The following is a 22,725-nucleotide window of genomic DNA, read 5'->3' on the forward strand; positions in this document are numbered from 1 at the left end:
GTGAGACTAGGCGGACTTGCGCGGACGCGAGGCGGTCTTCTTCGCAGCGGTCTTCTTCGCCGCCGCCTTCTTCTGCGCGGACTTTCCGCCCGCCTTCTCCGCCGTCCTCTTCGCCTCCGCCTTCTTCGCGGCACCCTTCTTCCGGGCCGCTTTCTTCGCCGCGCTCCCGGAGGAAGCCCCCCCGCCCTTCGCCGCCTTGACGCTGTTCTCCAGCGCCGACATCAGATCGATGACATTGCCGCCCCGCTCCCGCGGCCCCCGCTCGTGCGGCGGCTCGACGCCCTCCAACCGCGCCTCGACGACCTCCAGCAGCGCCGCCGTGTACTCGTCCTGGAGCGCGGAGAGTTGGAACCCCTCCGAGAGCGTCTCCATCAGCGACCGCGCCATCTTCAGCTCCTGCGGACGCACCGTCACGTCCTCCTTCGGCGCCACCTCGCCGGCGTCCCGCACCTCGTCGGGCCACAGGCAGGTCTGGAGCACGAGGGTCTCCCCGTGGACGCGGAGCACGGCGAGCGACTCCCGGGAACGCAGCGCGATCTTCGTCACCGCCATCTGGCCCGACTCCGTCAGCGCCTCCCGCAGCAGCACGTACGGCTTGTTCGCCGCCCGGTCGGTCACCCCGACGTAGTACGCGCGCGAGTACATCAGCGGATCGATCTCGGAGGCGTCGACGAAGGCGAGCACCTCGATCGTCTTCTTACTGGGGATGGGCAGTTCGGCGAGGTCCTCCTCGGAGAGCGTGACGGTGGTCCCGTCCGGCGCCTGGTACCCCCGGGCGATCTCGGAGTACGGAACCTCCTTGTCCTCCACCTCGCAGAAGCGCCGCATCCGGATGCGCGACCCGTCCCTGCGGTGGACCTGGTGGAGCGGAACGTCGTGCTCCCGGGTGGCAGCGAAGAGCTGCACGGGGATCGTGACCAGGCCGAACGAGACCGCGCCCTTCCAGGTGGCCCTCATGCCGAGCTCCTTTCCCCGCGTCCGCTCCAGGCTAGGGCGGCGCAGGCCCCGGCGATATTCGACCGCCGCCGGGCGCCTGACCACCAGGGGACGGGACGCTGCGTCGAAGCAGCCACCGGTCGGCTTCTCGCGTCCCACCTGCGCCGTACGGACGCTGATCTCCGCGCTCTCCACAGTCTGCGTCCAGATCGGTCGCTTCCGGGTCGACGGCACTGATCCGCATACCGGGGTACGCCTTCGCGTACTGCACCGTGGCCACGTTCACCCCCGCTTTCGACGCCGGACAGGCGACGCCCTGATACGCGTACGCCGGCGCACCCCGCGAGGTGCGGCGCGAGAGCGAGCCGAGCCCGCCGCCGACATCGACCACGGCGGGTGCCGCCGACCGCACCAGCAGCGGAAGGAAGGCCGTGCGGCACCGGTCGCCATGGCGACGGGCGGGTTCGGGGCGACCGTACGGCCATGACGCGACCGCGCGTCGCCCGCGGCCCTCGGTCTGCCCACGGCCGGACGACGCCGCACCGCGGGAGACGGTCGCCAACTCCGCACCCGCACCCAGCGGTTCGCTGAGCTCCGGGGCTCGGGCACGGTCGGCCGCCATGAGGCCGCACGCAAGATCGCGGGTAAGCACCGTCGCCCTCGACTGCGACGCCCCCACCGCCCCGAGCCCGAACCCGGCCGCACCGGCGCGCAACTCCGCGCCGAACGCCCTTCTGTGCGATTCTCGGCCTTATGCCGCAAACGGAGATCGACGGCCGCACACTCAAGCTCAGCAACCTGGACAAGGTGCTCTACCCCGAGACGGGCTTCACCAAGGGCGAGGCGATCCACTACTACGCCACCGTCGCCCGCACCGTCCTGGCCCACATCGACGAGCGCCCGCTCTCCTTCCTCCGGTACCCCGACGGCGTCGAGGGCGAGCGCTTCTTCACCAAGCACGTCCCCCAGGGCGCCCCGGACTGGCTGACGGTGCGCGAGATCACGGTGGCGAGCAAGAAGCCGATGGAACAGGTGCTCCTCGCCGACCGCCCGAGCCTCGTCTGGGCGGCCAACCTCGCAGCCCTGGAACTCCACACCCCGCAGTGGCAGGTACCGCACCAGGGCGAGTCCGACCGCCTCGTCTTCGACCTCGACCCCGGCCCCGGAGCCGACATCCTCGACTGCCGCACCGTCGCCGACTGGCTGCGGGAGCGGCTGGAGGCGGACGGAATCGCCGTGTACCCCAAGACCTCGGGCTCCAAGGGCCTCCACCTGCTCTCCCCGATCAAACGGACGCCCTCGCAACGGGTCTCGGACTACGCCAAGGCACTCGCCGCCGAGGCGGCGCAGGAACTCCCCGACCTCGCCGTCAGCCGCATGGAGAAGAACCTCAGAAAGAAGAAGGTCTTCGTCGACTGGTCGCAGAACAACGCGGCGAAGACGACGGCCGCCCCCTACACGCTGCGCGCCAAGGAGCACCCGACCGTCTCCACGCCCGTCGGCTGGGACGAGCTCGCCGCCGCCGACTCCGTCGACGACCTCGTCTTCCTCGCCACCCAACTCCCCGACCGCCTGGAGCAGGAGGGCGACCTGATGGCGCCCCTCCTCCTCAAGAAGGGCCGCCGCGCCCTCCCCTCCTGACCGCGCGCCTCAACCGGCGCGTCCGCTCCGCTCGTCGAGCGTGTCGCCGGCGCCTCCCGGGTACCTGATCCGCGCGCTCACCGACGGCGGAAGCCGGTACCCGGTCCGCTCCCCCACCGCGTCGACGGCCTTCGCCGCGGCCTCCCGGCCGGTCTGCACGGCGGCCTCGCCCGCGTTGCGCACCGCCGGGTTCTCCGCGATCCGCCTGGTGACAGCCGCCAACTGCTCGTACCGCTCGCGGCCGGCCTTCGACCCGAGTACGTACCCCACCGCCAGTCCGGCGGCGAACGTCAGCCGGTAGCGCATGGCCACCCCTTCCTCCGAGTTGTTCCAGTTCTCCGCTCCACGCGTGCTGCGCGAACCGTCGTGAGCACAGCATGCCGGAGGACGAGCGGGTACCGATTTCGGAGCACCCCCTGGCATGCGCTAATGTATTGCTCACCGCAAGGGAGCGCCCCCGGAAACCGGGGACGCGGCGGTGCAGACGATCCCGCGTAGCTCAATCGGCAGAGCAGCCGGCTGTTAACCGGCAGGTTACTGGTTCGAGTCCAGTCGCGGGAGCTTCACTCGGAGGGCCCTCACGCAGAGGGCCCTTCTTCTTCTTTCCCATGTACCCACGCCCGGCGCGCACTTCGCCCCGGTTCGTGGAACCGCGGACCCTCCCGGCGCTGTCCCTCACTCCGTACGTCTCCCCCGGCCCGGGCGGCAGATCGTATGAGGAGCTATGCTGCGGCAGACGGCGCGCACACATGTACGCGCCGCACCATTGAGGGGCGGTAGCTCAGCCGGTTAGAGCAACGGACTCATAATCCGTCGGCCGTGGGTTCGAGTCCCACCCGCCCCACCGCGGAAGCACTGTCAGGTACTCATCCTGACCTGCCGAAACGCGAGAACGGGGGTCGCCGCACCGTAGCGGCGACCCCCGTTCATCCGTTCAGACCAAGGCTCAGGGGACACACAGGGGACATGAGGACGGCTCAGGGAACCGAGAGGCCCCTCACGCCGCCTTCCGTCGCCCGTTCGCAGGCCGGCGTGCAGTACGAACTGCTGCTGGCGGCAAGCCGGTCGGAAGCCCCCAGTGCGGCACCACCCTGGGAGCCTCACCGTCGAACGCGGGAGCTCGCGACCATCGCTGCCCCCCCCCCGACCTCGGCGCAGCATCCGGGCGGTTGCGGCAAGGTCCGGATCAACGCGGACATGTACGAGAAGTACGCGGCAGAACAGGTCCCGGGCGAGTTGGCCACACCGGAAGTCGCGAAGCTGATCGGTATCGCACGAGATGAACTGCCCTTTCAAGCGAAGGAGTTGGACAGGCAGGTCGCTTCGGCGCACCGACGGCAAAAGAAGCTGGGGGCGGACCATGCAGCGGGGTCGGGTATGTCGCTGGCTGCTTTCAAGGCGGCGGGCAAGGAGCTCACCGCCCTGATCCGGGACGAGTCGACGCGAGCTCGATTTGTGGAGCATGTAAAGCACGCCCCTGTAGGAGCCGTTCCTGGAGGCGAAGAAGGGGCCGTTCGTCCTCCTCTTGCAGCAGATCGCGGTGTACCCGGCCGCGTTCGGGACGCGCACCGTGGACGCGGACCGGGTTGCCTTCACCTGGCGGCGGGCTGCCCCCGAGCAGGAGACGCGCTCCGCCTAGCTTCCAGGGGTGTCAGCGAGGACTGCACCCTGGGCGGCATCTCGACGAAGATCTCGCGCTCAACAAGACCGTTGCGTTCGAGCCCGCACAGGATCACGGTGAGCATGCGTTGCGAGCGCTACCCTTTCGGCTGGTCGATGAGGAGATGGATGCCGTCAACCAGCGTCCGTGTCTGCGAGTCGGACCAGTCGGCGATTCTCTCAGCAAGATGTTCAGCTAGGGCTTCGTGAAGCCGTGCGGCTACGGCCTTACCCTGCGGCGTCAACACCAAGAGGGTAGCCCGGCCATCGCTGGGATCCGGCTCCCGTTCGAGCAGGCCAGCGGCTTCGAGCCGGTCGGCGTAACGGCTGGCTCCAGATCGGTCGATGCCGACCTCGTCCGCCAGCCGCTTCGCCGTCTGCGGCCCGAGCCGCGAGAGTCCGCTGAGCACCGGGTAGGTCTGACGGTCAATATCTACGGGCGCTCCGTCGAGCACGGCATCGTAGAGCACAGCCCGATTACGTCTCAACAGGAGCTGTCCGAGGGCCTGCTCCAGCTCGCCTGCCAGTTCTCTACTGATCACGTCACCATGATACGTGCAATTTGCACGCTACTGGAGTACGTTAACTGCGTGTGGACTGCACGCGGTTATCGCGTGACGGATGATCGAGCAGGGAGCGGAGCAGAACGATGACCGCAAGGCAGCGCACCGCGTTGGTCGGCCCGGTGTTGGTGATGGCGACGCTGGTGTCGAGCATCATCAGCTCGTTCGGTGCCCCGCTCATTTCGATCATCGCTCGCGACTTTGATGCGTCGCTGAGTAGCGCGCAGTGGTCGTTGACGGTGGCGCTGCTGGTCGGCACCGTCGGCTCGCCCGTGCTCGGGCGGCTCGGGGATGGCCCGCGAAGGCGCGCGGCGATGCTCGTGAGTCTGGCCGTGGTCACGGTGGGCGGCGTCGTGGCAGCTACGGCGGGGAACCTCGGCCTGTTGATCCTGGGCCGTGGTCTCCAGGGGATTGGGCTCGCGCTCGCGCCTTTGGCGATGGCGACCGTGCGTGAGGCTTTGCCTTCGGCAAAGGCGCCAGCGATGATCGCTCTGTTGTCGGTGTCGTCGGCGGCCGGTCTGGGAGCCGGGTACCCGGTCAGCGGGTGGATCGCCGGAGCGTGGGGGTTGCCCGCCGCATACTGGTTCGGCGCGGTCGTCTCCGGCGTCACGCTGGTCTCTGTCGCGCTCGTCGTTCCGCCCAGTACAGGTGCGAAGAGAGCACAGCCGCACGACTGGATCGGAACAGGGCTCCTTGCGATTGCACTGACGGCAACGCTCGTCGGGGTCTCCGAGGGAAGCCAATGGGGCTGGGGAACGCCCGCCATCGTCATCCTGCTGGCAACCGGGGCCCTGGTCGTCGCCGGATGGATCATGCACCAGCTACGCGCCGACACCCCTTTGGTGCAGTTGCGCCTGCTACGACGTCCGGCCGTGCTCCGCGGCGACGCGTGTGCCCTCGTACTCGGCGTCGCAATGTACATGGTGCTGACCGGGATGACGGCGTTCGTGCAGACTCCCAGGTCCGCGGGATTCGGGTTCTCGGCACCAACCGTCATAGCCGGGCTCGTTCTCATTCCCCTGTCGGTGTTCATGCTGACCAGTTCCCGCACGCTCCCCACGCTGCAAGCGCGTCTCAGCACTCGCGGAGTGCTGGTGTTGGGGTGCCTCGTATCCGCTGCGGGATGCGGCTTCTTCGCCCTCTTCCACGACAGCCTGTGGCAAGCCTTCGTGATGTCGGGCTTGCTCGGGATCGGGCTCGGCACCACTTTCGCAGCGATCCCCGGCACGATCACTGAGGGCGTGCCCACCGACGAGGCAGGGAGCGCCATCGGTTTCTACCAGGTACTCCGTTTCACCGGGTACGCGCTGGGCAGCGCCCTCACCGCGACCATTCTCGCCGCTCGGGGTGACGGGAACGGTCAGCCGACCGTGGGTGGCTACACCACGGTGCTGTGGACGGCTGCGGGCATCTGCGTCGCGGCGTCTGCGCTGGTGTGGTTCCTTCATGCCAGAAACGTCGAGCAGATGCCGCCAGAGCGGCCGAACGGCGGCAGCGGGGCCGCGATCATCGTCGGCGTGGACGGGTCGCCGGCCTCCATCAAAGCCTTGCGCGTCGCGGTGGTCCTCAGTGCAGCATTGCAGAAGAGGCTCAAAGTGATCACCGTACGGGAGGTGCCGTCGCCGGCCGAAGACGTGTACGCCGACCTCGTCGACGACGAGGCAGACCGGGCACGTCGGACCCAAGACAACGCAGTGCGACAGGCCCACGGCGACAGGCCACCCGACCAGTACGAGACGGCCATCGTCGAGGGCGGCACTACGAGGGTCCTGCTGGAAGAAAGCGGCAAGGCTTCCATGATCATCCTGGGCTCCCGCGGATATGGAGTGGTGGCCGGGCTCCTCATGGGTTCGGTTAGCGCCGCCTGCGCCGAGCACGCTGCGTGCCCCGTACTGGTCGTCCACTGATGCCTTGTCACAAGTCCACGTCGTGCTCGGCTACGTGAGGTCTACGGGACCGGAAGTTTGCTGAACGAGCAATCCGTGATCGCAACGATGGGAACGGCTCGTCCAGACGTTGACGCTGCGATGCCACGTTCCTGACCAGCGGCTGTTGCTAAGGACGGCCGTCGACAGCCCGGCTGCTACGCCCATGATGGACAGCCCTGCCGGCGCAGGGCCGAATCACCTTGTCGAGCGCAAGCGAACTCCGCCGCTCCCGGTGTACGCGACAACTCCCCCTCCTGCGCGAGGACTCGCCCGCACGCCGTACGGCATCGGCGAGGTGAGGAGCCATGGCAGCGTCACCGACGCTCCAACACCTCGCTGAGCCTCCGGACATCGGCATCGCTGAGGCCGCGCAGCACTCGCTCCTGGCTCCGCAGTGCCACGGACTCGATCTCCTCGAACCGGGAGGCGCCCTCCTCGGTGAGCGCCACCACGGCCGCTCTGCGGTCGGCGCCGTCTCGCCTCCGGGAGACCAGGTCGCGTCGTTCCATCACCTCCAGGTGCCGGGAGAGCGTCGGCCCCTCGATGCTGAGGTACCGGGCGAGGCTGCGCTGGATCATCGGTCCCTCCAGCCTGAGGCTGGCGAGGATCGTCCATGTCGCGCAGATGGCCCCGGACTTGGCGAGCTCGTTCTCGAAGAACGCGCGCGACTCCTTGGCCGTGAGCCGCAGTTTCGGGGCGATGCTCGTACGCAGCCACGCCGGCTGGTTCTCCACTGCGCGATCGCCCGGTTTCGGCACCGGCCCGCTTTGCCGGGTGAGGTTCACGGCCGGTCTTACGGGCGAGTTCACGCTCGCATGGAGCACACCTTCGCGCGGATGAAGAGCTGGAAGATCCCGCGAGGCTGCCGCCTGGAAGGCGACGGCGGCCACGATGCCGTGCCCGGAACCGTCCGGCTGTACAACTTGCCCTCACCGGAGAGTCTGACCGCTCGCGCAGCGGCCGTCTCTGCTCGTACCCCGGAGGTCTGCGCCGGGGCACCTCTAGGCTGCCGTGGCAGGACACCGCCCGCTCATGAGGCGCCACCCGGTGCCTCTCCTCGACGAGGAGGGGCGACGGGGCCTTGGCCTTCCTCCGCACGCTCCCGCATGCAGCGCTGCCTCGGGTACGCGCCGACCGGCCGCCTCCGGGCGGAAGGACGGGCGACGGTCCTCCGGTGCCGAGCGGGCGGAACAGCGTTTTCGGTGATGGGGAGTCTCGTAGCGCAGTTCCCGCCCTTCTAGGCCCCGCTTGTGGAAGGGCGCCGGGGTCTGCCGGAGCAAACCGGACTCATTCGTGCCGCCGGGATCGGCGGGCGAGGAGGGCGACGGTCACTCCCGCCGCGAGGAGTGCTGCTGCCGTGGCGCCCGTGAGCCACTCGCCCCGGCCGGCCCCGGTGTCGGAGAGGGCGGGGCCGGTGCCGCCGGCGGGCCTCCCGGCGTCCGTGGCGAGCGGTGTCGCGCGCTCCGAACCGGAGGGCGTGGGCCCCGGCCAGGGCGAGTGGGCACTGCCGCCCTCGCCGGGGCCGGACGTCGGTGCGTATTGGGCGGGGCTCGGGCTGCCGGAGGCGTCGGTGCAGGCCGGCAGGTCGCCGAGGAACGGGGAGGCGTGGATCGTCTGGCCGACCGAGGAGCCCGACGAGGTGTGGGTGAGGGAACCGGCCGTGTAGAGGCGGCCGTTGGTGTCCGGCAGGTCGAGGGTCGTTCTGCTTCGCGGGTTGCCGACGAGGATGCTGCCCTGGAACGGGGCCGTGCCGTGCAGGCCGACGGCGGCCGCGTCGGGGAAGTTCCAGAGCAGGCGCTCGCGCAGGCCGGGGCCTGCGGCGGTCAATAGGCTTCGGATGCGGCGGCCTTTGCCGTAGAGGTTGACGAGGACGGTCGCGTCCTCCGGTACGGAGGCGAAGCGCAGGGAGGTCCCGTTGCCGGCGGGGGTGGCGAGATCGGCGTCGACGGAGAAGACCTGAAGGTCCGCGTTGCCGTCGCCGGTGAGGACCGTCTCGCTGCCCGTGGTGCGCCAGGTGCCGGTGGGGGCGCGGCGCTGGTCGCCCTCGTACGCGTAGCAGTGGCTCGCGGCCGTGAGCTGGGCGCGGAGGTGCGCGTACTGCGGAGCCGGGCCCGGCGTGCGCACCGCCCGGGGCGGGACCGTTCCGGAGGAGGTGCCGCCGTAGCTGGGCATGCCGGCGCTGCCGCCCTCGCCGGCGAGGAGCCGCTGCCCCTGCGCCACCGTGAGGTCGCCTCCGACGAGCAGGTGGTCCGAGCCGTCGGGCGGCGGCACGCGTGAACCGCCGCCTGGCGCACCGATGTTGTAGACCTTCGGGACGCCCGCGCGCTTGTGCAGGTCGAAGTCGCCGAGGACGACGTTGCGTCCCTCCGACTCCGCGGCGGCCTGGCGGACGTCGAAGTCCCCGCCGACGAAGACGTTGACGTTGGTGTCGTGGTGCGCGACGGGGACGCCGGCCGAGTCCCGCCACGCGGCGGGGCAGTCGTCGCCGAGGCAGGGGCCGAGCCCGCCGGGCAGCGGGTCGGCCGCCGCGGGGAAGGGGAGGAGAGCGAGCGACGCCGCCGCGATCGCCGCCGTCCTGATCCGGCACCGGACTCTCTGGTTGCGCCTGGCGCGGCTTGCTTCCATGGGAGCGCAATATGAACCCTCCGCGCGCCCCGAGCCGGGAGGGCGCACCGTTCCCCGAGGACGCTCACGGCGTGCTCACCTGAACATCGGACGCGACGTCAACCCCGGTTGCGGGCGGCAGTCTGCGCGACCTACGTTGCGGCCATGGCTGCAAGCGAGGCGGAGCAGACGGTGGAGAGCGCGCGGGACGCGGTGGACGCCGACCCCGGGGTCGGTCTCCGCGGACTCGCCACGCTGCGGCAGCTCGTCGAGCGGACGGAGGCCGCGCAGGTCGCCAACGCACGCCGCGCCGGATGGTCCTGGGACGAGATCGGCAGGGCGCTCGGCGTCAGCAGGCAGGCGGCGCACAAGAAGCATGCGGGGGCGTGAGCGTGCCGTCTCAGGCGCGGCGGAAGACGGACGCCATGCGCGCGACCGCCTCTTCGAGGATGTCGGGCGACGTCGCGTAGTTGAGCCGCACCCGGCCTTCGCCTCCGGTGCCGAAGGCCGGGCCCGAGGTGAGGGCGACGCGTCCGCGGTCGAGGAAGGCGGCTGCCGGGTCGTCGCCGAGGCCCAGCGCGCGGCAGTCGAGCCAGGCGAGGATCGTCGCCTCGGGCAGCCGGTAGCCGACGGCGGGCAGGTGGGCGGCGAGGAGGTCGCCGAGGAGCCGGCGGCTGCGGTCGAGGCCGGCGAGGAGCGCGTCGAGCCACTCCCCCGCGTACCGCAGCGCCGCGGTGTGGGCGAGGACCCCGACATGGCTCGGTCCGTGGCTCACCTCCTCGGGTATGCGCGCCAGTTCGTCGGCCGCGTCGTCGCCGGCCACCGCGACCGCCGCCTTGAGACCGGCGAGATTCCACGCCTTCGAGGCGGAGAGGAGCGAGAACCCCCGCTCGGCGCCGGGGACGGAGAGGTAGGGGGTGTGGTGCGCCCCGTTGAGTACGAGCGGGGCGTGGATCTCGTCGGCGACGACGCGCACTCCGTGTGCCTCGGCGAGCTGCGCGGCCTCCGCGAGCTCCTCCCCGGTGTGGACGGTGCCCGTCGGATTGTGCGGGTTGCAGAGGAACCAGGCGGCGGTGCGGCCCGACGAGGTCGCGTCGGCGAAGGCGGTGGCGAGGGCGGCGAAGTCGATCCGTCGGTCGGGGCCGAGCGGAGCCTCGAGCACCTTCCGGCCCAGGTGCTCGCAGAACTGGTAGATCGGTGTGTAGACGGGCGAGTTGACGACCACGGCGTCGCCCGGCGAGGTGGTCAGCTTGAGGATCTCGACCATGCCCTGCATCACGTCGGGGACGAGCGCAGTGCGGTCGGCGGGGAACGACCAGCCCCAGCGGGCGCGTGCGAAGGCGTCGAGCGCTTCGGCGTACTCGGTGCCGAAGGGGTAGCCGGTGTCGCCGAGACGCAGCGCCTCCTGCACCGCGTCGACGACGGCGGGGGCGAGCGGGACGTCCATCTCGGCGACCCACAGCGGCAGTACGTCGGGCGGGTACGCACTCCACTTGGCGCTGGTGCGGCGGCGCAACTCCTCCCGGGTGCACCCGAGCAGCGGGTCGGGCCGCTCTCCGGCGGCGGGTATCCGGGACGGCTGCTCCGCGCTGCGCATGCGACCTCCTGGAGAGCTTCGCCGACCGCTCCACGGTAAGCCGCGTACCCGCGCGACGCTCCCCCTCCGACGGAGATCCTCCGCTTCCACCGCCCGGCGGGAGGGGCCGTGAGGCATCTTCCCGCCGATAGGCTCGGCGGGATCGAACCGGAGCGCCCCGGGCCAACGGGCCCGGGGCGTACGGCAGTCGGACCGACCCGCAGGTCAGTGAACGGCCTTGAGGCCGACGACGCCGCCGATGATCAGTGCGAGGAAGACCAGCTTCAGGGCGCTCACCGGCTCGGCGCCTGTGAGCATCCCGTACACGACGGTGAGCACGGCGCCGATCCCCACCCACACCGCATAGGCGGTGCCGACGGGGAGATCGCGCATGGCATAGGCGAGGCCGCCCATACTCGCGAGCAGACCGAAGCCGAAGACCAGGGAAGGACCCAGCCTGCTGAAGCCTTCGGACTTGCCGAGGGCGGTCGCCCAGACGGCTTCGAGCAGACCTGAGAGCGCAAGAATCAGCCACGACACGGGTGCCTCCAGACGCGCCGTCTTGTCGCAGGCCGGGTACGGCACCCCTCGTCCGGTAGCCACTCTTCGGGCTCCCACCGAAGTTGGCACACCGGGCGCCGACAGGCAAAATCCCGACGTCCCAGGTGAGCGGCGTGCTCCGGGTGCGTTCGGGGCGCGGGTGAGTGACGATCGGACGACGGCCCCGGCGCCCGGACCGGGGCTTGCACACCCGCAGTTGCACCCTCGCGAGGCGGGAGGGCGACGTCGCACGGGTCGGTGTCGAGAAGATCGCCGAGATCGCGTTGGAGACCGCCTGGAAGGATGCCGAGGCCGTCTACCTCTCCTTTGACATCGACGTGCTCGATTCCGGGTTCGTGCCCGGCACCGGCTGGCCGGAACTCGGCGGTCTGCTGCCGCGCGAAGCCCTCGACCTCGTCCGACTCGTCTCCGAGCCGGGGTTGGCCGGTATGGAGATCGTCGAGTGTTCACCGCCGTACGACTGGGCGGAGCAGACGGCGCTGATGAGCAGCCGCATCATCCTCGACAGCCTGGCGGTACAGACGCGGGCCGGCCGGCTGGGGCGCAAGGCGGCCCGCGGGGACAGGGTCGCCTGGGGGCCCGAGCGCGACCAGGAGTGATGCTCCGCCCCTCCCCCGGCCGGCGTTCCACGGAGCGGAGTCGTGCTCAACCCCGGAGGGGACGCCACGCATGCGACCGGTCTCGGGCGAAGTCGAGCCGTCCCTCGGCGCCGGACGGCGCCTTACGGCCCGGTGCACGCGGGACTGGTGGAGCGGCGGGCTGCAAGGGCGAGTCGACGACGGCGTCCCCCGGCGAGGTCGTCAGCTCAAGGGCCGATCGCCGCCTGCATCACGTCGGGGACGAGGGCGGTGTGATCGAGCGGGACGTCCGTCTCGGCGCCCCGGAGCGGCAGCACGCCTGCGCCACTTGGCGCCGGTGCGGCAGCCCGACCTCCCCCGGTGCACCCGAGCAGCGAGTCGGGCCGCTCTCCGGCAGCGGGTGTCCGACGCAGGTCCTCGGCTCCCGCCGTCCGGCGGGAGGGGGCCATGAGGCATCATTTCCCGCCATGGGGATAGTCGCAGGACTGGACAGCTCAGCCGCACACACCAGCATCGTCGTCTGCGACGCGGAGAGCGGTGCCGTCGTCAGGCAGGGGTACGCGGAGCACCCCGAGAAGCGGGACGACCCGCAGTCCTGGCTGATCTCCCTCGGCAAGGCCGCGAGCAGCGGCCAGCTCGCCGACGTCACGGCGATCGGTGTCGCGGCGCAGCAGCAGGGGCTGTTGGCGCTCGACTCGGGCGGGACACCCGTCGGTCCCGCGCTGCTCGGCAACGACAAGCGGGCGCAGCCGGCCGCGGCCGACCTCGTCGACGCGCTCGGGGGCCGGCAGGCATGGGCGCAGCGCGTCGGCGCCGTGCCGACGGCCGCGCACCCCGTCGCGAAGCTGCGCTGGCTGGCGCGGCACGAGCCGGAGGCCGCGGCGCAGGCCGCCGAGATCATGCAGCCGCACGACTGGCTCGTCTGGCAGTTGCTCGGCCGCCCGGAGCGCCGGGTCACCGACCGCGGGGACGCGTCGGGCACCGGGTACTGGTCCGCGTCGAGCGGCTCCTACCAGGAGGACCTGGTGGAGTTGGCGCTCGGGCACCGGGTGCGCCTCCCCGAGGTCGTCGGCCCGGCCGAGCCCGCGGGGCAGACGCCCGAGGGGCTGCTGATCTCGGCCGGGACGGGCGAGACGATGGCCGCCGCCCTCGGGCTGGGGGTGCGCGCCGGGGACGCCGTGGTCTCGCTCGGGGCCTCCGGCTCCGTCTGCGCCGTCCACCACGAGGCGCTCGCCGACCCGTCGGGCTCCATCGACTCGTACGCCGACGCCACCGGCATGCACCTCCCGTTCGTGCGCACCCTCAACGCGACCCGGGTGCTCAGGGGGACGGCCGAGCTGCTCGAGACCGACCTCGAAGGGCTCTCCGAGCTGGCGCTGCGGTCGACCCCCGGGGCTTACGGCATGGTGCTGCTGCCGTACCTGGAGGGCGAGACGACGCCCCGACTGCCGCACACGGCCGGCTCGTTGCACGGCATGCGGCGGGAGAGCATGAAGCCGGAGCACCTGGCGCGGGCCGCCGTGGAGGGGATGCTCTGCGGGCTCGCAGACGCGCTCGACGTGCTCCGCGGCCGCGGCGTCGCGATCGGCTCGGGCGAGCAGGGCGCGGAGGGGCGGCCCGAGGGCGGGCGTATCTTCCTGCTCGGCGCCGCCGCCTCGCTGCCGGCGGTGCAGGCCGCCGCGCCGCTGCTCTTCGGCGGGCGCGTCGTCGTGCCGCAGCCGGCGGAGTACGCGGCGCTCGGCGCCGCGCGGCAGGCGGCGTGGGCGCAGCTCGGCGGCGCCGAACCGCCGCGGTGGCCGGACGCCGCCTGCCAAGTCTTCGAGCCCGGCGAGGAGTCGGCCGTCGGGCAGGCGGTGCGGCAGCAGTTCCAGACGGTGCGCGAGCAGACGCACCCGGGGGCCTTCGACGGCTGACGTTCCGCCGGGTGCGGACCGGCGCTGCGGCAGCACCGGGAGTACGCGGGCGTGCCGGTGCACAGCACGCGCCCGGGGCGCGCCCACTGTTCGCGGCTGTACGGGAGAGTTGCGCCCGGTGTGACCAGGGATGACGCGATCTGCCGTGTCTTTACCGGAAATTGGGGGCGCGTCGGCGGAAGCTCACGCACAATGGTCAGTCGGCTCTGCTGTCCCAGGCTCGTGTCGCGTCACGGAAGTCTCGCCGCGTGCGCGTCCGAACCTACCGCCCACCGAGGAATCACGTGTGCTGATCAGTCTGCTGCGAACCCATCTGACCCCGTACAAACGGACGCTCGGCTGGCTGGTGGTCCTGCAACTGGTGCAGACGGGCGGCACGCTCAGCCTCCCCACGCTCAACGCGAAGATCATCGATAAGGGCGTGGTCCCGGGAGACACCGGCTACATACTGCGGTTCGGCGCCCTCATGCTGCTCGTCAGCGCCGTCCAGGTCGTCTGCAACATCGGCGCCGTGCGCCTCGGCGCCGCCGCGGCCTCGGGGCTCGCGCGCGACGTCAGGGCGTCCGTCTTCGCGCGGGTACAGACCTTCTCCGCCCGCGAGATGGGGGAGTTCGGCTCGCCCTCGCTCATCACCCGCACCACCAACGACGTGCAGCAGATCCAGATGCTGACGCTCATGTCGTTCACGATCGTCATCTCCGCGCCGATCATGGCCTTCGGCAGCGTGGCGATGGCACTCGGGCAGGACGTGCCGCTCTCGGCCGTACTCCTCGCTGTGGTGCCGGTGCTCACCGTCTGCGTGGCGCTGATCATCCGGCGCATGCGCCCGCTCTTCCGGAGGATGCAGGGGCGGCTCGACGAGGTCAACCGTGTGATGCGCGAGCAGATCACCGGCATCAGGGTGGTGCGCGCCTTCGTCAAGGACGACTACGAGCAGGAGCGCTTCCGCGAGGCCAACACCGCGCTCACCGACGTGCAGTTGGGCACCGGGCGCCTCATGGCGCTGATGTTCCCCGTGGTGATGACGACGGTCAACCTCGCGAGCGTCGCGGTGATCTGGTTCGGGTCGCACCGCGTGGACAGCGGCGGCATGGAGATCGGCGCGCTGACGGCCTTCCTCGCATACCTGATGCAGACGGTGATGTCGGTGATGATGGCCACCTTCATGTTCATGATGGTGCCGAGGGCCGAGATCTGCGCCGAGCGCGTGCAGGAGGTGCTGCGCACCGAGTCGAGCGTCGTACCGCCCGCCGAGCCGGTGCACACCGTCGCCACGCGCGGCCAACTGGAGCTGCGGGGCGCCGGGTTCCACTACCCGGGCGCCGAGGCCGCCGTCCTCCACGACGTCGACCTCCTCGCGCACCCGGGCGAGACGACAGCCGTGATCGGCTCGACGGGCAGCGGCAAGAGCACCCTCCTCTCGCTCGTCCCCCGGCTCTTCGACGCGACGGCCGGCAGCGTCCTCGTCGACGGCGTCGACGTCCGCGACCTCGACCCGGCGGCGCTCGCCTCCGCCGTCGGACTCGTACCGCAACACCCGTACCTCTTCACAGGCACCGTCGCCTCCAACCTCCGCTACGGACGGCCGGACGCCACCGACGCGGAGCTGTGGGAGGCGCTGAAGGTGGCGCAGGCCAAGGAGTTCGTCGAGCGCATGGAGGGCGGGCTCGAAGCACCGATCGGCCAGGGCGGCAGCAACGTCTCCGGAGGACAGCGGCAGCGCCTCTCCATCGCGCGCACCCTCGTCCACCGCCCCGACATCTACCTCTTCGACGACTCCTTCTCCGCCCTCGACTACGCGACAGACGCCGCCCTGCGCACCGCCCTCGCCTCCTGGACCGCGGAGGCGACGGTCGTGATCGTCGCCCAGCGCGTCGCGACGATCAGGGAGGCCGACCGCATCCTCGTCCTCGACGAGGGCCGCGTCGTCGGCGAGGGCCGGCACGAGGAGCTGATGACGCAGAACGAGACCTACCGGGAGATCGTTCTCTCCCAACTCACCGAACAGGAGGCGGCGTGAGCAACGGACAGGGCACCGCCGCCGCGACGACCGGGGGCACACGATGAGCGGTCCTGGGGGCATGGGCGGACCGCCGCAGCGCTCCGCCGACTTCAAGGGCGCGGCGAAGCGGCTGGTGCGGGAGTTCCGTCCCGAGCGGCCCGCAATCTTGGCAATGGTGGGATTCGCCGTGCTCAGCGTCGCGCTGAGCGTGCTCGGCCCGCGCCTTCTCGGGCACGCGACCGACCTCGTCGTCGCCGGGGTGATCGGACGCGAGATGCCGGCGGGCGTCAGCCGTGAACAGGCGCTCGACGCCCTTCGCGAGCAGGGACGTTCGGGCATCGCCGACATGCTCTCGGGGCTCGACTTCACCCCGGGCCACGGCGTGGACTTCGGCGCCGTCGGCCTCGTGCTCCTCGCGGTGCTCGCCGTCTACCTCGGCGCGGGACTGCTGATGCTCGTCACGACGCGGCTCGCCGTCCGCGCCGTCACGCACACCGTCTACCGGCTGCGCCGGCGCGTCGCCGAGAAGCTCGCGCGTCTGCCGCTCTCCTACTTCGACCGGCAGACGCGCGGCGAGGTGCTCAGCCGCGTCACCAACGACATCGACAATCTGGGGCAGATCCTCCAGCAGACCCTCGGCCAGATCGTCAACGCACTGCTGACGATCGTCGGCGTGCTGGTGATGATGTTCTGGATCTCGCCGCTCCTCGCGCTCGTCGCGCTCGTGACGGTACCGGTCTCGCTCCTCGTCGCGACGGCGCTGGGGAAGCGGGCACAGCCGCAGTTCGTGGCGCAGTGGAAGTCCACGGGCGAACTCAACTCGCACATCGAGGAGATGTACACGGGCCACTCGCTGGTGAAGTCCTTCGGACGGCAGAAGGAGGCCGCCGCGGTCTTCGCCGAGCGGAACGACTCGCTCTACAAGGCGGGGTTCAAGGCCCAGTTCATCAGCGGCGCCATGCAGCCGGCGCTGATGTTCGTGGGCAACCTCAACTACGTCCTCGTGGCCGTCGTCGGCGGGCTGCGGGTGGCGGCGGGCGCGATCTCCATCGGTGAGGTGCAGGCGTTCGTCCAGTACTCGCGCCAGTTCACGCAGCCGCTCACCCAGGTCGCGTCGATGGCGAACCTCGTGCAGTCGGGGGTGGCCTCGGCGGAGCGCGTCTTCGAACTCCTCGACGCCGAGGAGCAGAGCCCGGAGCCGGAGCGCCCTGCCCGCTGGAGCGACCGCCTCGGCGCCGTCGAGTTCGAGGGCGTCTCCTTCCGGTACGCGGAGGAGAAGCCGCTCATCGACGACCTCTCACTCCGCGTCGCGCCTGGTCAGACCGTCGCCGTCGTCGGGCCGACGGGCGCCGGGAAGACCACGCTCGTCAACCTGCTGCTCCGCTTCTACGAGGTACGCAGCGGCCGCATCCTCCTCGACGGCACCGACGTGGCCGAGATGGACAGGGAGGAGCTGCGCGGCGGGATCGGCATGGTGCTCCAGGACGCCTGGCTCTTCGGCGGGACCATAGCGGAGAACATCGCCTACGGAGCGCCCGGCTCCGTCGACCGCGAACAGATCGAGGCAGCGGCTCGCGCCGCCCATGCGGACCGCTTCATCCGCACCCTGCCCGACGGGTACGACACGGTCCTCGACGAGGAGGGCGAGAGCGTCAGCGCGGGCGAGAAGCAACTCCTCACCATCGCCAGGGCGTTCGTCTCCGACCCGGTGGTCCTCGTCCTGGACGAGGCGACCAGTTCCGTCGACACCCGCACCGAGGTGCTGATCCAGCACGCCATGGACCGCCTCGCCGCCGAGCGCACCAGCTTCGTCATCGCGCACCGCCTCTCCACGATCCGGGACGCGGACGTGATCCTGGTGATGGAGGACGGCGCCATCGTCGAGCAGGGCACCCACGAGGAGCTCCTCGCCGGCGAGGGCGCGTACGCACGGCTGTACCGGGCGCAGTTCGCGGAGGCGGTCGCCGAGGTGGAGTGAGCGGCCGCGTCAACCCGCCTCGACGCGGGGCGGTTCGGTCCCGGCCGCGGCGCTCTCCCGTGCCTCGCACTCCACCGCCTCCGGGCCGCGGAACGTCCGGCGGTAGGCGTGCGGCGTGGTGTCGAGACGTCGGACGAAGTGGTGGCGGAGGGCCGCGGAATGGCTGAAGCCGACGCGGGCGGCGATCGCGTCGATGGTCAAGTCGGTCTCCTCCAGCAGGTATTGGGCGCGCAGCACCCGCTGCTGGAGGAGCCACTGGTAGGGCGTGCTCCCCGTCTCCTGCTGGAAGCGCCGCGCGAAGGTGCGCGGGGCGAGGTGGACGCGGGCGGCGAGCTGCTCGACCGTCACCTCCTCCTCCAGATGCTCCTCCAGCCAGGTGAGCGCCCTGCCGACGCCGTCGTCCTCCCGGTGCGCGGGGAGCGGATGCTCGATGTACTGCGCCTGCCCGCCGTCCCGGTGCGGCGGTACGACCATGCGGCGCGCGATCGCGTTGGCGACGCGGCTCCCCTGCTCCTGACGGACGAGGTACAGGCAGGCGTCGATCCCCGCGGCCGTTCCCGCCGAGGTGATCACCGGGCCGTCCTCGACGTAGAGGACGTCCCGCTCGACCCGGACGGCCGGGTAGCGGCGCGCCAGCTCCGCCGTGTGCCTCCAGTGCGTCGTGCAGCGGCGGCCGTCGAGGAGGCCCGCGGCGGCGAGCGCGAAGGCGCCGGAGCAGACGCTGAGCACGCGGGCGCCGCGCTCCAGCGCCTCCCTGAGCGCGTCGAGGAGCGCGGGCGGGTACGGGCGCTCCACGGCCTCCTTCTGCGCCGGGACGATGACGAGGTCGGCCTCCGCCAGGCGTTCGGGCCCGTGCCCGGTGCCGATGGTGAAGCCCGCGCTGGCGCGGATCGGTCCTGGCTCGGCGCCGACCATCGCGAAGTCGTAGACGGGCAGCCCCTCTTCGCTGCGGTCCACCCCGAACACCTCGGCGGGGACGCCCATTTCGAAGGGGTTGACCCCGTGGAGGAGGGCCACGGCGACGTTCTTCAGCATGCGGCAACCCTGACAGAGAAGCGGCAGGAATTCGAGGGTGGGCGTCACTCCTGCCGCTCCCCAACGCTCCTTGCAGGTAGGAGAGTTGGGGCATGGACATCGCACTCGACTTCGTCCGCTCCCTGACCCTCCTGCTGCTCGCTCTCGGCCCGGCCGTCGTCGCCGTCGCGGGGGTCGTGCGCGAGCACCGGATCACCCGCCAACTCCGCCTCGCCGAGCACGGCGTGCGACCACTACCCGACCCCGGCCCACCACCTGCGCACCGCCCCGTCCGGACGGCCCGTACCCGGCTCGGCCCCGCCGCGGCACCGCGCGCCTGCTGACGGCCGACGCGAACTGCCCCCGGCTCGCGGCGAGTCGGCCGGGGGCCTCAGTCCAGATAGCCCCTGAGCTGCTCGGCCCAGGTGTGCTCGCGGAGCTTCGCGAGCGTCTTCGACTCGATCTGCCGTATGCGCTCCCGCGTCACCCCGAAGAGGGTGCCGATCTCCTCCAAGGTGCGCGCCCGCCCGTCGTGGAGCCCGTACCGCAGTTGGACCACCTTGCGCTCGCGCTCCCCGAGCGTCGAGAGGACGGCCTCCAGATGCTCCCGCAGCAGCAGGAACGACGCCGACTCCACGGGTGAGGCCGCGTCGCCGTCCTCGATGAGGTCACCGAGGTCGACGTCCTCCTCCTCGCCCACGGGCGCCTGCAACGAGACGGGCTCCTGCGCGAGCCGCAGCACTTCCGTCACCCGCTCCGCCGTGAGGTCGAGCTCGGCGGCGACCTCCTCGGGCGTCGGCTCCTGGCCGCACTCCTGGACGAGCCGCCGCTGCACTCGCACGACGCGGTTGATCAGCTCCACCACGTGAACCGGCACCCGTATCGTGCGCGCCTGATCGGCGAGGGCGCGGGACATCGCCTGCCGAATCCACCAGGTTGCGTACGTCGAGAACTTGTAGCCCCGCGCGTAGTCGAACTTCTCGACGGCGCGGATCAGGCCGAGGTTCCCCTCCTGCACGAGGTCGAGCATGGTCAACCCGCGGCCCACGTACCGCTTGCCGACCGAGACGACGAGCCGCAGGTTCGCCTCGATCAGCCGGCGCTTCGCCATCCGGCCGACGACGACGAGCCGGTCGAGGTCGTGCGCGAGGCGGCTCCCCAGGTCGGCGGAGTGCGTCAGCTTCTCCTCGGCGAAGAGCCCGGCCTCCACCCTGCGCGCGAGCTCCACCTCCTCCGCGGCCGTCAGCAGGGGGATGCGGCCGATCTCCCTGAGGTACTGCCGGAAGAGGTCGGCGGCCGGGCCGCTTCCCTGGCTCTCGTCGCGCGGCGCTGCGGGCTCCGCCTCGTCGGAGCGCGACGGTGCACGAGGGGCGTGCGGCGGAGGCAGCAGCGCTTCCGGGGGCTCGGACAGGGCGGGCGGCGCAAGGACGCCGGTCGGCGCCAACAGGCCGGCGGCTGCCTCCGGTTCGCGGTGCGGCGTCGACGGCATCGGGGGTGCGGTGGCGGCGGGGGCCGCGCTCAGGGTCCGGGTCTGCACGGGGGGCGACCTCCAGTGATCGCTGCCGATGGGGGGCGGCGTGCAAGACAGTGGCGGCAGGCAGGGGACGACGGGCAGCCGGGCCGCTGCACCGCACCCCAGTGTGGGGTACGACACACCACCGCCACGAGACTCGTGCGCGGGCTTTTTTCACGGGCCGCCGCGGCCGGGCGCGCTACAGCGCGTCGGCTCCTTGCTCACGCAGCGCGGTGCCGTACTGCTGGAGGGTCCAGATCTGCCGGCGCACCTCGCCCGCCGACTCGGCGTCCCGGCGCGCCTCCAATCGCCGTGCGGCGCCCTCCAGTTCAGCGATGCGGGCGTTGACGGCGGCGAGGCGGACCGCGACGAGCTGCATGCCGGCGTACGCCGCGTCCGGCTCCCGGTTGCGGGCGCTGCGCAGCGGTTCGACGGCGAGCTCGGTGACGAGGCCGCGGACGGCGTCGTCGGGCGCGGCGTCCCGGACGGCGGCGAGGTAGCCCGCCGGGTCGGCCACGCCGGTGTCCGCGCCGCCCGCCGCCTCGATCGTCTCCTTGACGACGGCGTACGGGCCGCCGGTGAACTCGTCGGCCCCGTAGGCGTCGAAGGCGGGCGAGACCAACTCGGGGCGTTGCAGCGCCAGCTTCAGCAGCTCCCGCTCGACGCGGTGCGCCGGGCTGCGCAGATGGAGCGCAGGACCCCGCTGCGCCGCAGGGCGCGGTGCCCACTGCCGGCCCTCGGCGGGGGGAGACGGCTCCCTGCCGGCCACGGGCGCGCCCTGCCCGCCGCGCTGCTTGGCCCACCGTGCGAGCTGGGCGACGCGGCGGACGACGAACTGCTCGTCGACGATGCCGAGGAGGCCCGCCAGGACCACAGCCGTCTCGTGCTGTACGGCGCCGTCCTTGATCTGCGCCACGACCGGCGCCGCTTCTTCCAGCGCGGCCGAACGCCCGCCCGCCGTATCGAGGTTGTGCCGGTCGACGATGGCGCGGATCGCGAAGTCGAAGAGGGGCGTGCGGCTCTCCACCACCTGCTGCACGGCCGCGTCGCCCTTGGCGAGGCGCAGGTCGCACGGGTCCATACCGCCGGGCGTGAGGGCGATCCAGGTGCGTGCTGCGAACTTCTGGTCGTCCTCGAAGGCGCGGAGCGCGGCCTTCTGTCCTGCGGCGTCGCCGTCGAAGGTGAAGACCACCTCCGACTGGGAGTTGTCCATGAGGACCCGGCGGAGGATCTTGACGTGCTCGCCGCCGAAGGAGGTGCCGCAGGTCGCGATGGCGGTGGGCACACCGCTGAGGTGGCAGGCCATGACGTCGGTGTACCCCTCGACCACGACCGCGCGGTTCGCCTTCGCGATCTCCTTCTTGGCGAGGTCGATGCCGTAGAGGACCTGCGACTTGCGGTAGATCGGTGTCTCGGGGGTGTTGAGGTACTTGGGGCCGTTGTCGTCGTCGCGGAGCCTGCGGGCGCCGAACCCGACGACCTCGCCCGTGATGTCGCGGATCGGCCAGAGCAGGCGCCCGCGGAAGCGGTCGATCGGCCGGCCGTTGCGCGCCTGCTGGGCGAGGCCCGAGGTGAACAGCTCCTGGTCGGTGAAGCCGCGGCCGCGCAGGTGACGGGTGAGGTGGTCCCAGCCGGCCGGTGCGTGGCCGAGGCCGAAGTGGTGCGCGACCGACTCGTCGAAGCCGCGCTCGCCGAGGAAGCGGCGCGCCGTCTCCGCCTCGGGGCCCGCCAGTTGCTCGGCGTAGAACTCCGCGGCCGCCTTGTGCGCCTCGACGAGCCTCGTCCGCTCGCCCTGCCGGCTGCCGCGCCCGTATCCGCCCTCCTCGTACCGGAGGGTGATCCCGGCCGTGGCGGCGAGGCGTTCGACCGCCTCCGAGAACGAGAGGTGCTCCAGCTTCCGGAGGAAGTCGAGGGTGTCCCCGCCCTCCTCGCACCCGAAGCAGTGGTACAGCCCCTTGCTCGGGCTGACGTGGAAGGAGGGGGACTTCTCGTCGTGGAAGGGGCACAGCCCCTTGAGGTTGCCGCCTCCGGCGTTCCGCAACTGGAGATACTCCGAGACGACGGCGTCGATCGGGACCGCGTCCCGTACCGCCTTCACGTCCTCGTCGTTGATCCTCCCGGCCACGGGGGGATTCTACGGCGGGCCTCCGACGCACCAGGCGTCGGCCACGAGCGTCCCCGTGGAGCAGGCCCGGGCCCCGCGGTCGGCACGGCGCGAGTGATCTACCGCACCACCCGTGCGCGCTTCTACCCGAGCGC

20 protein-coding genes, 2 tRNA genes and 1 riboswitch are annotated in these 22,725 nt (G+C 71.4%); of the genes, 10 read left to right on the plus strand and 12 right to left on the minus strand.

What is annotated here, in order from left to right:
- Positions 1–6 precede the first annotated feature (6 nt).
- Positions 7–957 carry a non-homologous end joining protein Ku gene (ku, locus tag F603_RS0111375; RefSeq protein ID WP_019546138.1) on the minus strand — a complete coding sequence of 317 codons (951 nt, stop codon included), beginning with the start codon at positions 955–957 and terminating at the stop codon, positions 7–9.
- 732 nt (positions 958–1,689) lie between these two features.
- Here ku and ligD point away from each other — a divergent pair.
- On the plus strand, positions 1,690–2,577 hold the full coding sequence (ligD, locus tag F603_RS0111380; protein WP_019546139.1) for a non-homologous end-joining DNA ligase: 888 nt from the start codon (positions 1,690–1,692) through the stop codon (positions 2,575–2,577).
- A gap of 9 nt (positions 2,578–2,586) precedes the next feature.
- Here the strand turns inward: ligD and F603_RS0111385 are convergent, their stop codons facing one another.
- A complete protein-coding gene (locus tag F603_RS0111385; protein ID WP_019546140.1) occupies positions 2,587–2,883 on the minus strand; it encodes a hypothetical protein in 297 nt (98 codons plus the stop codon).
- A 182-nt stretch (positions 2,884–3,065) separates the two neighbouring features.
- On the opposite strand from F603_RS0111385, the gene F603_RS0111390 reads away from it, so the two are divergent.
- Both F603_RS0111390 and F603_RS0111395 read left to right on the plus strand, forming a co-directional pair.
- Positions 3,066–3,138 (plus strand) — tRNA-Asn (locus F603_RS0111390).
- 209 nt (positions 3,139–3,347) lie between these two features.
- Positions 3,348–3,421: transfer RNA gene (locus F603_RS0111395), tRNA-Ile, on the plus strand.
- 748 nt (positions 3,422–4,169) lie between these two features.
- Here the strand turns inward: F603_RS0111395 and F603_RS34010 are convergent.
- Together F603_RS34010 and F603_RS0111405 are read right to left on the minus strand one after the other, a co-directional pair.
- A complete protein-coding gene (locus tag F603_RS34010; protein ID WP_078503633.1) occupies positions 4,170–4,322 on the minus strand; it encodes a hypothetical protein in 153 nt (50 codons plus the stop codon).
- 12 nt (positions 4,323–4,334) lie between these two features.
- Entirely contained in the window at positions 4,335–4,778 is a 444-nt protein-coding gene (locus tag F603_RS0111405; protein ID WP_026328327.1) for a MarR family winged helix-turn-helix transcriptional regulator, read from the minus strand.
- Between the two features lie 107 nt (positions 4,779–4,885).
- On the opposite strand from F603_RS0111405, the gene F603_RS31960 reads away from it, so the two are divergent.
- Positions 4,886–6,706 carry an MFS transporter gene (locus F603_RS31960; protein WP_019546143.1) on the plus strand — a complete coding sequence of 607 codons (1,821 nt, stop codon included), beginning with the start codon at positions 4,886–4,888 and terminating at the stop codon, positions 6,704–6,706.
- Positions 6,707–7,041: 335 nt separating this feature from the next.
- On the opposite strand, the gene F603_RS0111415 is transcribed toward F603_RS31960, so the two are convergent.
- Together F603_RS0111415 and F603_RS0111420 are read right to left on the minus strand one after the other, a co-directional pair.
- Positions 7,042–7,461 (minus strand): MarR family winged helix-turn-helix transcriptional regulator, encoded by a 420-nt coding sequence (locus F603_RS0111415; RefSeq protein WP_019546144.1) that lies wholly within the window; start codon positions 7,459–7,461, stop codon positions 7,042–7,044.
- A gap of 553 nt (positions 7,462–8,014) precedes the next feature.
- Positions 8,015–9,352, minus strand: a complete 1,338-nt coding sequence (locus F603_RS0111420; RefSeq protein WP_019546145.1) for a choice-of-anchor A family protein — start codon at positions 9,350–9,352, stop codon at positions 8,015–8,017.
- 144 nt (positions 9,353–9,496) lie between these two features.
- Between F603_RS0111420 and F603_RS0111425 the strand changes: the two genes are divergently transcribed.
- Positions 9,497–9,721, plus strand: coding sequence for a hypothetical protein (locus F603_RS0111425; RefSeq protein ID WP_051096172.1), 225 nt, complete (start codon positions 9,497–9,499; stop codon positions 9,719–9,721).
- 10 nt (positions 9,722–9,731) lie between these two features.
- Here the strand turns inward: F603_RS0111425 and F603_RS0111430 are convergent, their stop codons facing one another.
- On the minus strand, positions 9,732–10,928 hold the full coding sequence (locus F603_RS0111430) for a MalY/PatB family protein (RefSeq protein ID WP_019546147.1): 1,197 nt from the start codon (positions 10,926–10,928) through the stop codon (positions 9,732–9,734).
- Positions 10,929–11,132: 204 nt separating this feature from the next.
- The gene (locus tag F603_RS0111435; RefSeq protein ID WP_078503645.1) at positions 11,133–11,447 is read right to left on the minus strand and encodes a DMT family transporter; all 315 of its coding nucleotides are present in this window, start codon (positions 11,445–11,447) and stop codon (positions 11,133–11,135) included.
- Between the two features lie 11 nt (positions 11,448–11,458).
- Positions 11,459–11,524, minus strand: a riboswitch (guanidine-III (ykkC-III) riboswitch).
- Positions 11,525–11,650: 126 nt separating this feature from the next.
- On the opposite strand from F603_RS0111435, the gene F603_RS0111440 reads away from it, so the two are divergent.
- Entirely contained in the window at positions 11,651–12,067 is a 417-nt protein-coding gene (locus F603_RS0111440; RefSeq protein ID WP_019546149.1) for an arginase family protein, read from the plus strand.
- A gap of 206 nt (positions 12,068–12,273) precedes the next feature.
- Here the strand turns inward: F603_RS0111440 and F603_RS35080 are convergent, their stop codons facing one another.
- Positions 12,274–12,495: a hypothetical protein gene (locus tag F603_RS35080; RefSeq protein ID WP_158678634.1), complete on the minus strand. Its 222-nt coding sequence runs from the start codon at positions 12,493–12,495 to the stop codon at positions 12,274–12,276.
- 18 nt (positions 12,496–12,513) lie between these two features.
- On the opposite strand from F603_RS35080, the gene F603_RS0111450 reads away from it, so the two are divergent.
- From F603_RS0111450 to F603_RS0111460, 3 genes are all read left to right on the plus strand, one after another.
- A complete protein-coding gene (locus tag F603_RS0111450; RefSeq protein WP_019546151.1) occupies positions 12,514–13,959 on the plus strand; it encodes an FGGY family carbohydrate kinase in 1,446 nt (481 codons plus the stop codon).
- A 286-nt stretch (positions 13,960–14,245) separates the two neighbouring features.
- Positions 14,246–15,979, plus strand: a complete 1,734-nt coding sequence (locus F603_RS0111455) for an ABC transporter ATP-binding protein (protein WP_019546152.1) — start codon at positions 14,246–14,248, stop codon at positions 15,977–15,979.
- Between the two features lie 43 nt (positions 15,980–16,022).
- A complete protein-coding gene (locus tag F603_RS0111460; protein ID WP_026328330.1) occupies positions 16,023–17,939 on the plus strand; it encodes an ABC transporter ATP-binding protein in 1,917 nt (638 codons plus the stop codon).
- 9 nt (positions 17,940–17,948) lie between these two features.
- On the opposite strand, the gene F603_RS0111465 is transcribed toward F603_RS0111460, so the two are convergent.
- Entirely contained in the window at positions 17,949–18,974 is a 1,026-nt protein-coding gene (locus F603_RS0111465; protein WP_106431300.1) for a GlxA family transcriptional regulator, read from the minus strand.
- A 92-nt stretch (positions 18,975–19,066) separates the two neighbouring features.
- On the opposite strand from F603_RS0111465, the gene F603_RS0111470 reads away from it, so the two are divergent.
- Positions 19,067–19,297, plus strand: a complete 231-nt coding sequence (locus F603_RS0111470; RefSeq protein ID WP_019546155.1) for a hypothetical protein — start codon at positions 19,067–19,069, stop codon at positions 19,295–19,297.
- Positions 19,298–19,344: 47 nt separating this feature from the next.
- Here the strand turns inward: F603_RS0111470 and F603_RS0111475 are convergent, their stop codons facing one another.
- Together F603_RS0111475 and dnaG are read right to left on the minus strand one after the other, a co-directional pair.
- Positions 19,345–20,550 (minus strand): RNA polymerase sigma factor, encoded by a 1,206-nt coding sequence (locus F603_RS0111475; protein ID WP_245600756.1) that lies wholly within the window; start codon positions 20,548–20,550, stop codon positions 19,345–19,347.
- 115 nt (positions 20,551–20,665) lie between these two features.
- The gene (gene dnaG / locus F603_RS0111480) at positions 20,666–22,591 is read right to left on the minus strand and encodes a DNA primase (protein WP_019546157.1); all 1,926 of its coding nucleotides are present in this window, start codon (positions 22,589–22,591) and stop codon (positions 20,666–20,668) included.
- Positions 22,592–22,725 lie beyond the last annotated feature (134 nt).

The sequence above is a fragment of the Streptomyces sulphureus DSM 40104 genome (genome assembly GCF_000381025.1).
GTDB lineage: Bacteria > Actinomycetota > Actinomycetes > Streptomycetales > Streptomycetaceae > Streptomyces > Streptomyces sulphureus.

What these genes read in the sequence shown, in the direction of transcription:
- F603_RS0111430 (WP_019546147.1), bottom strand. Translation starts at nt 10,928, where the DNA reads ATGCGCAGCGCGGAGCAGCCGTCCCGGATACCCGCCGCCGGAGAGCGG.
- F603_RS0111425 (WP_051096172.1), top strand. Translation starts at nt 9,497, where the DNA reads ATGGCTGCAAGCGAGGCGGAGCAGACGGTGGAGAGCGCGCGGGACGCG.
- F603_RS0111450 (WP_019546151.1), top strand. Translation starts at nt 12,514, where the DNA reads ATGGGGATAGTCGCAGGACTGGACAGCTCAGCCGCACACACCAGCATC.
- F603_RS34010 (WP_078503633.1), bottom strand. Translation starts at nt 4,322, where the DNA reads ATGCTCACCGTGATCCTGTGCGGGCTCGAACGCAACGGTCTTGTTGAG.
- F603_RS31960 (WP_019546143.1), top strand. Translation starts at nt 4,886, where the DNA reads ATGACCGCAAGGCAGCGCACCGCGTTGGTCGGCCCGGTGTTGGTGATG.
- F603_RS0111465 (WP_106431300.1), bottom strand. Translation starts at nt 18,974, where the DNA reads ATGCTGAAGAACGTCGCCGTGGCCCTCCTCCACGGGGTCAACCCCTTC.
- F603_RS0111460 (WP_026328330.1), top strand. Translation starts at nt 16,023, where the DNA reads ATGAGCGGTCCTGGGGGCATGGGCGGACCGCCGCAGCGCTCCGCCGAC.
- ligD (WP_019546139.1), top strand. Translation starts at nt 1,690, where the DNA reads ATGCCGCAAACGGAGATCGACGGCCGCACACTCAAGCTCAGCAACCTG.
- F603_RS0111420 (WP_019546145.1), bottom strand. Translation starts at nt 9,352, where the DNA reads ATGGAAGCAAGCCGCGCCAGGCGCAACCAGAGAGTCCGGTGCCGGATC.
- F603_RS0111470 (WP_019546155.1), top strand. Translation starts at nt 19,067, where the DNA reads ATGGACATCGCACTCGACTTCGTCCGCTCCCTGACCCTCCTGCTGCTC.
- F603_RS35080 (WP_158678634.1), bottom strand. Translation starts at nt 12,495, where the DNA reads ATGGCCCCCTCCCGCCGGACGGCGGGAGCCGAGGACCTGCGTCGGACA.
- ku (WP_019546138.1), bottom strand. Translation starts at nt 957, where the DNA reads ATGAGGGCCACCTGGAAGGGCGCGGTCTCGTTCGGCCTGGTCACGATC.
- F603_RS0111385 (WP_019546140.1), bottom strand. Translation starts at nt 2,883, where the DNA reads ATGCGCTACCGGCTGACGTTCGCCGCCGGACTGGCGGTGGGGTACGTA.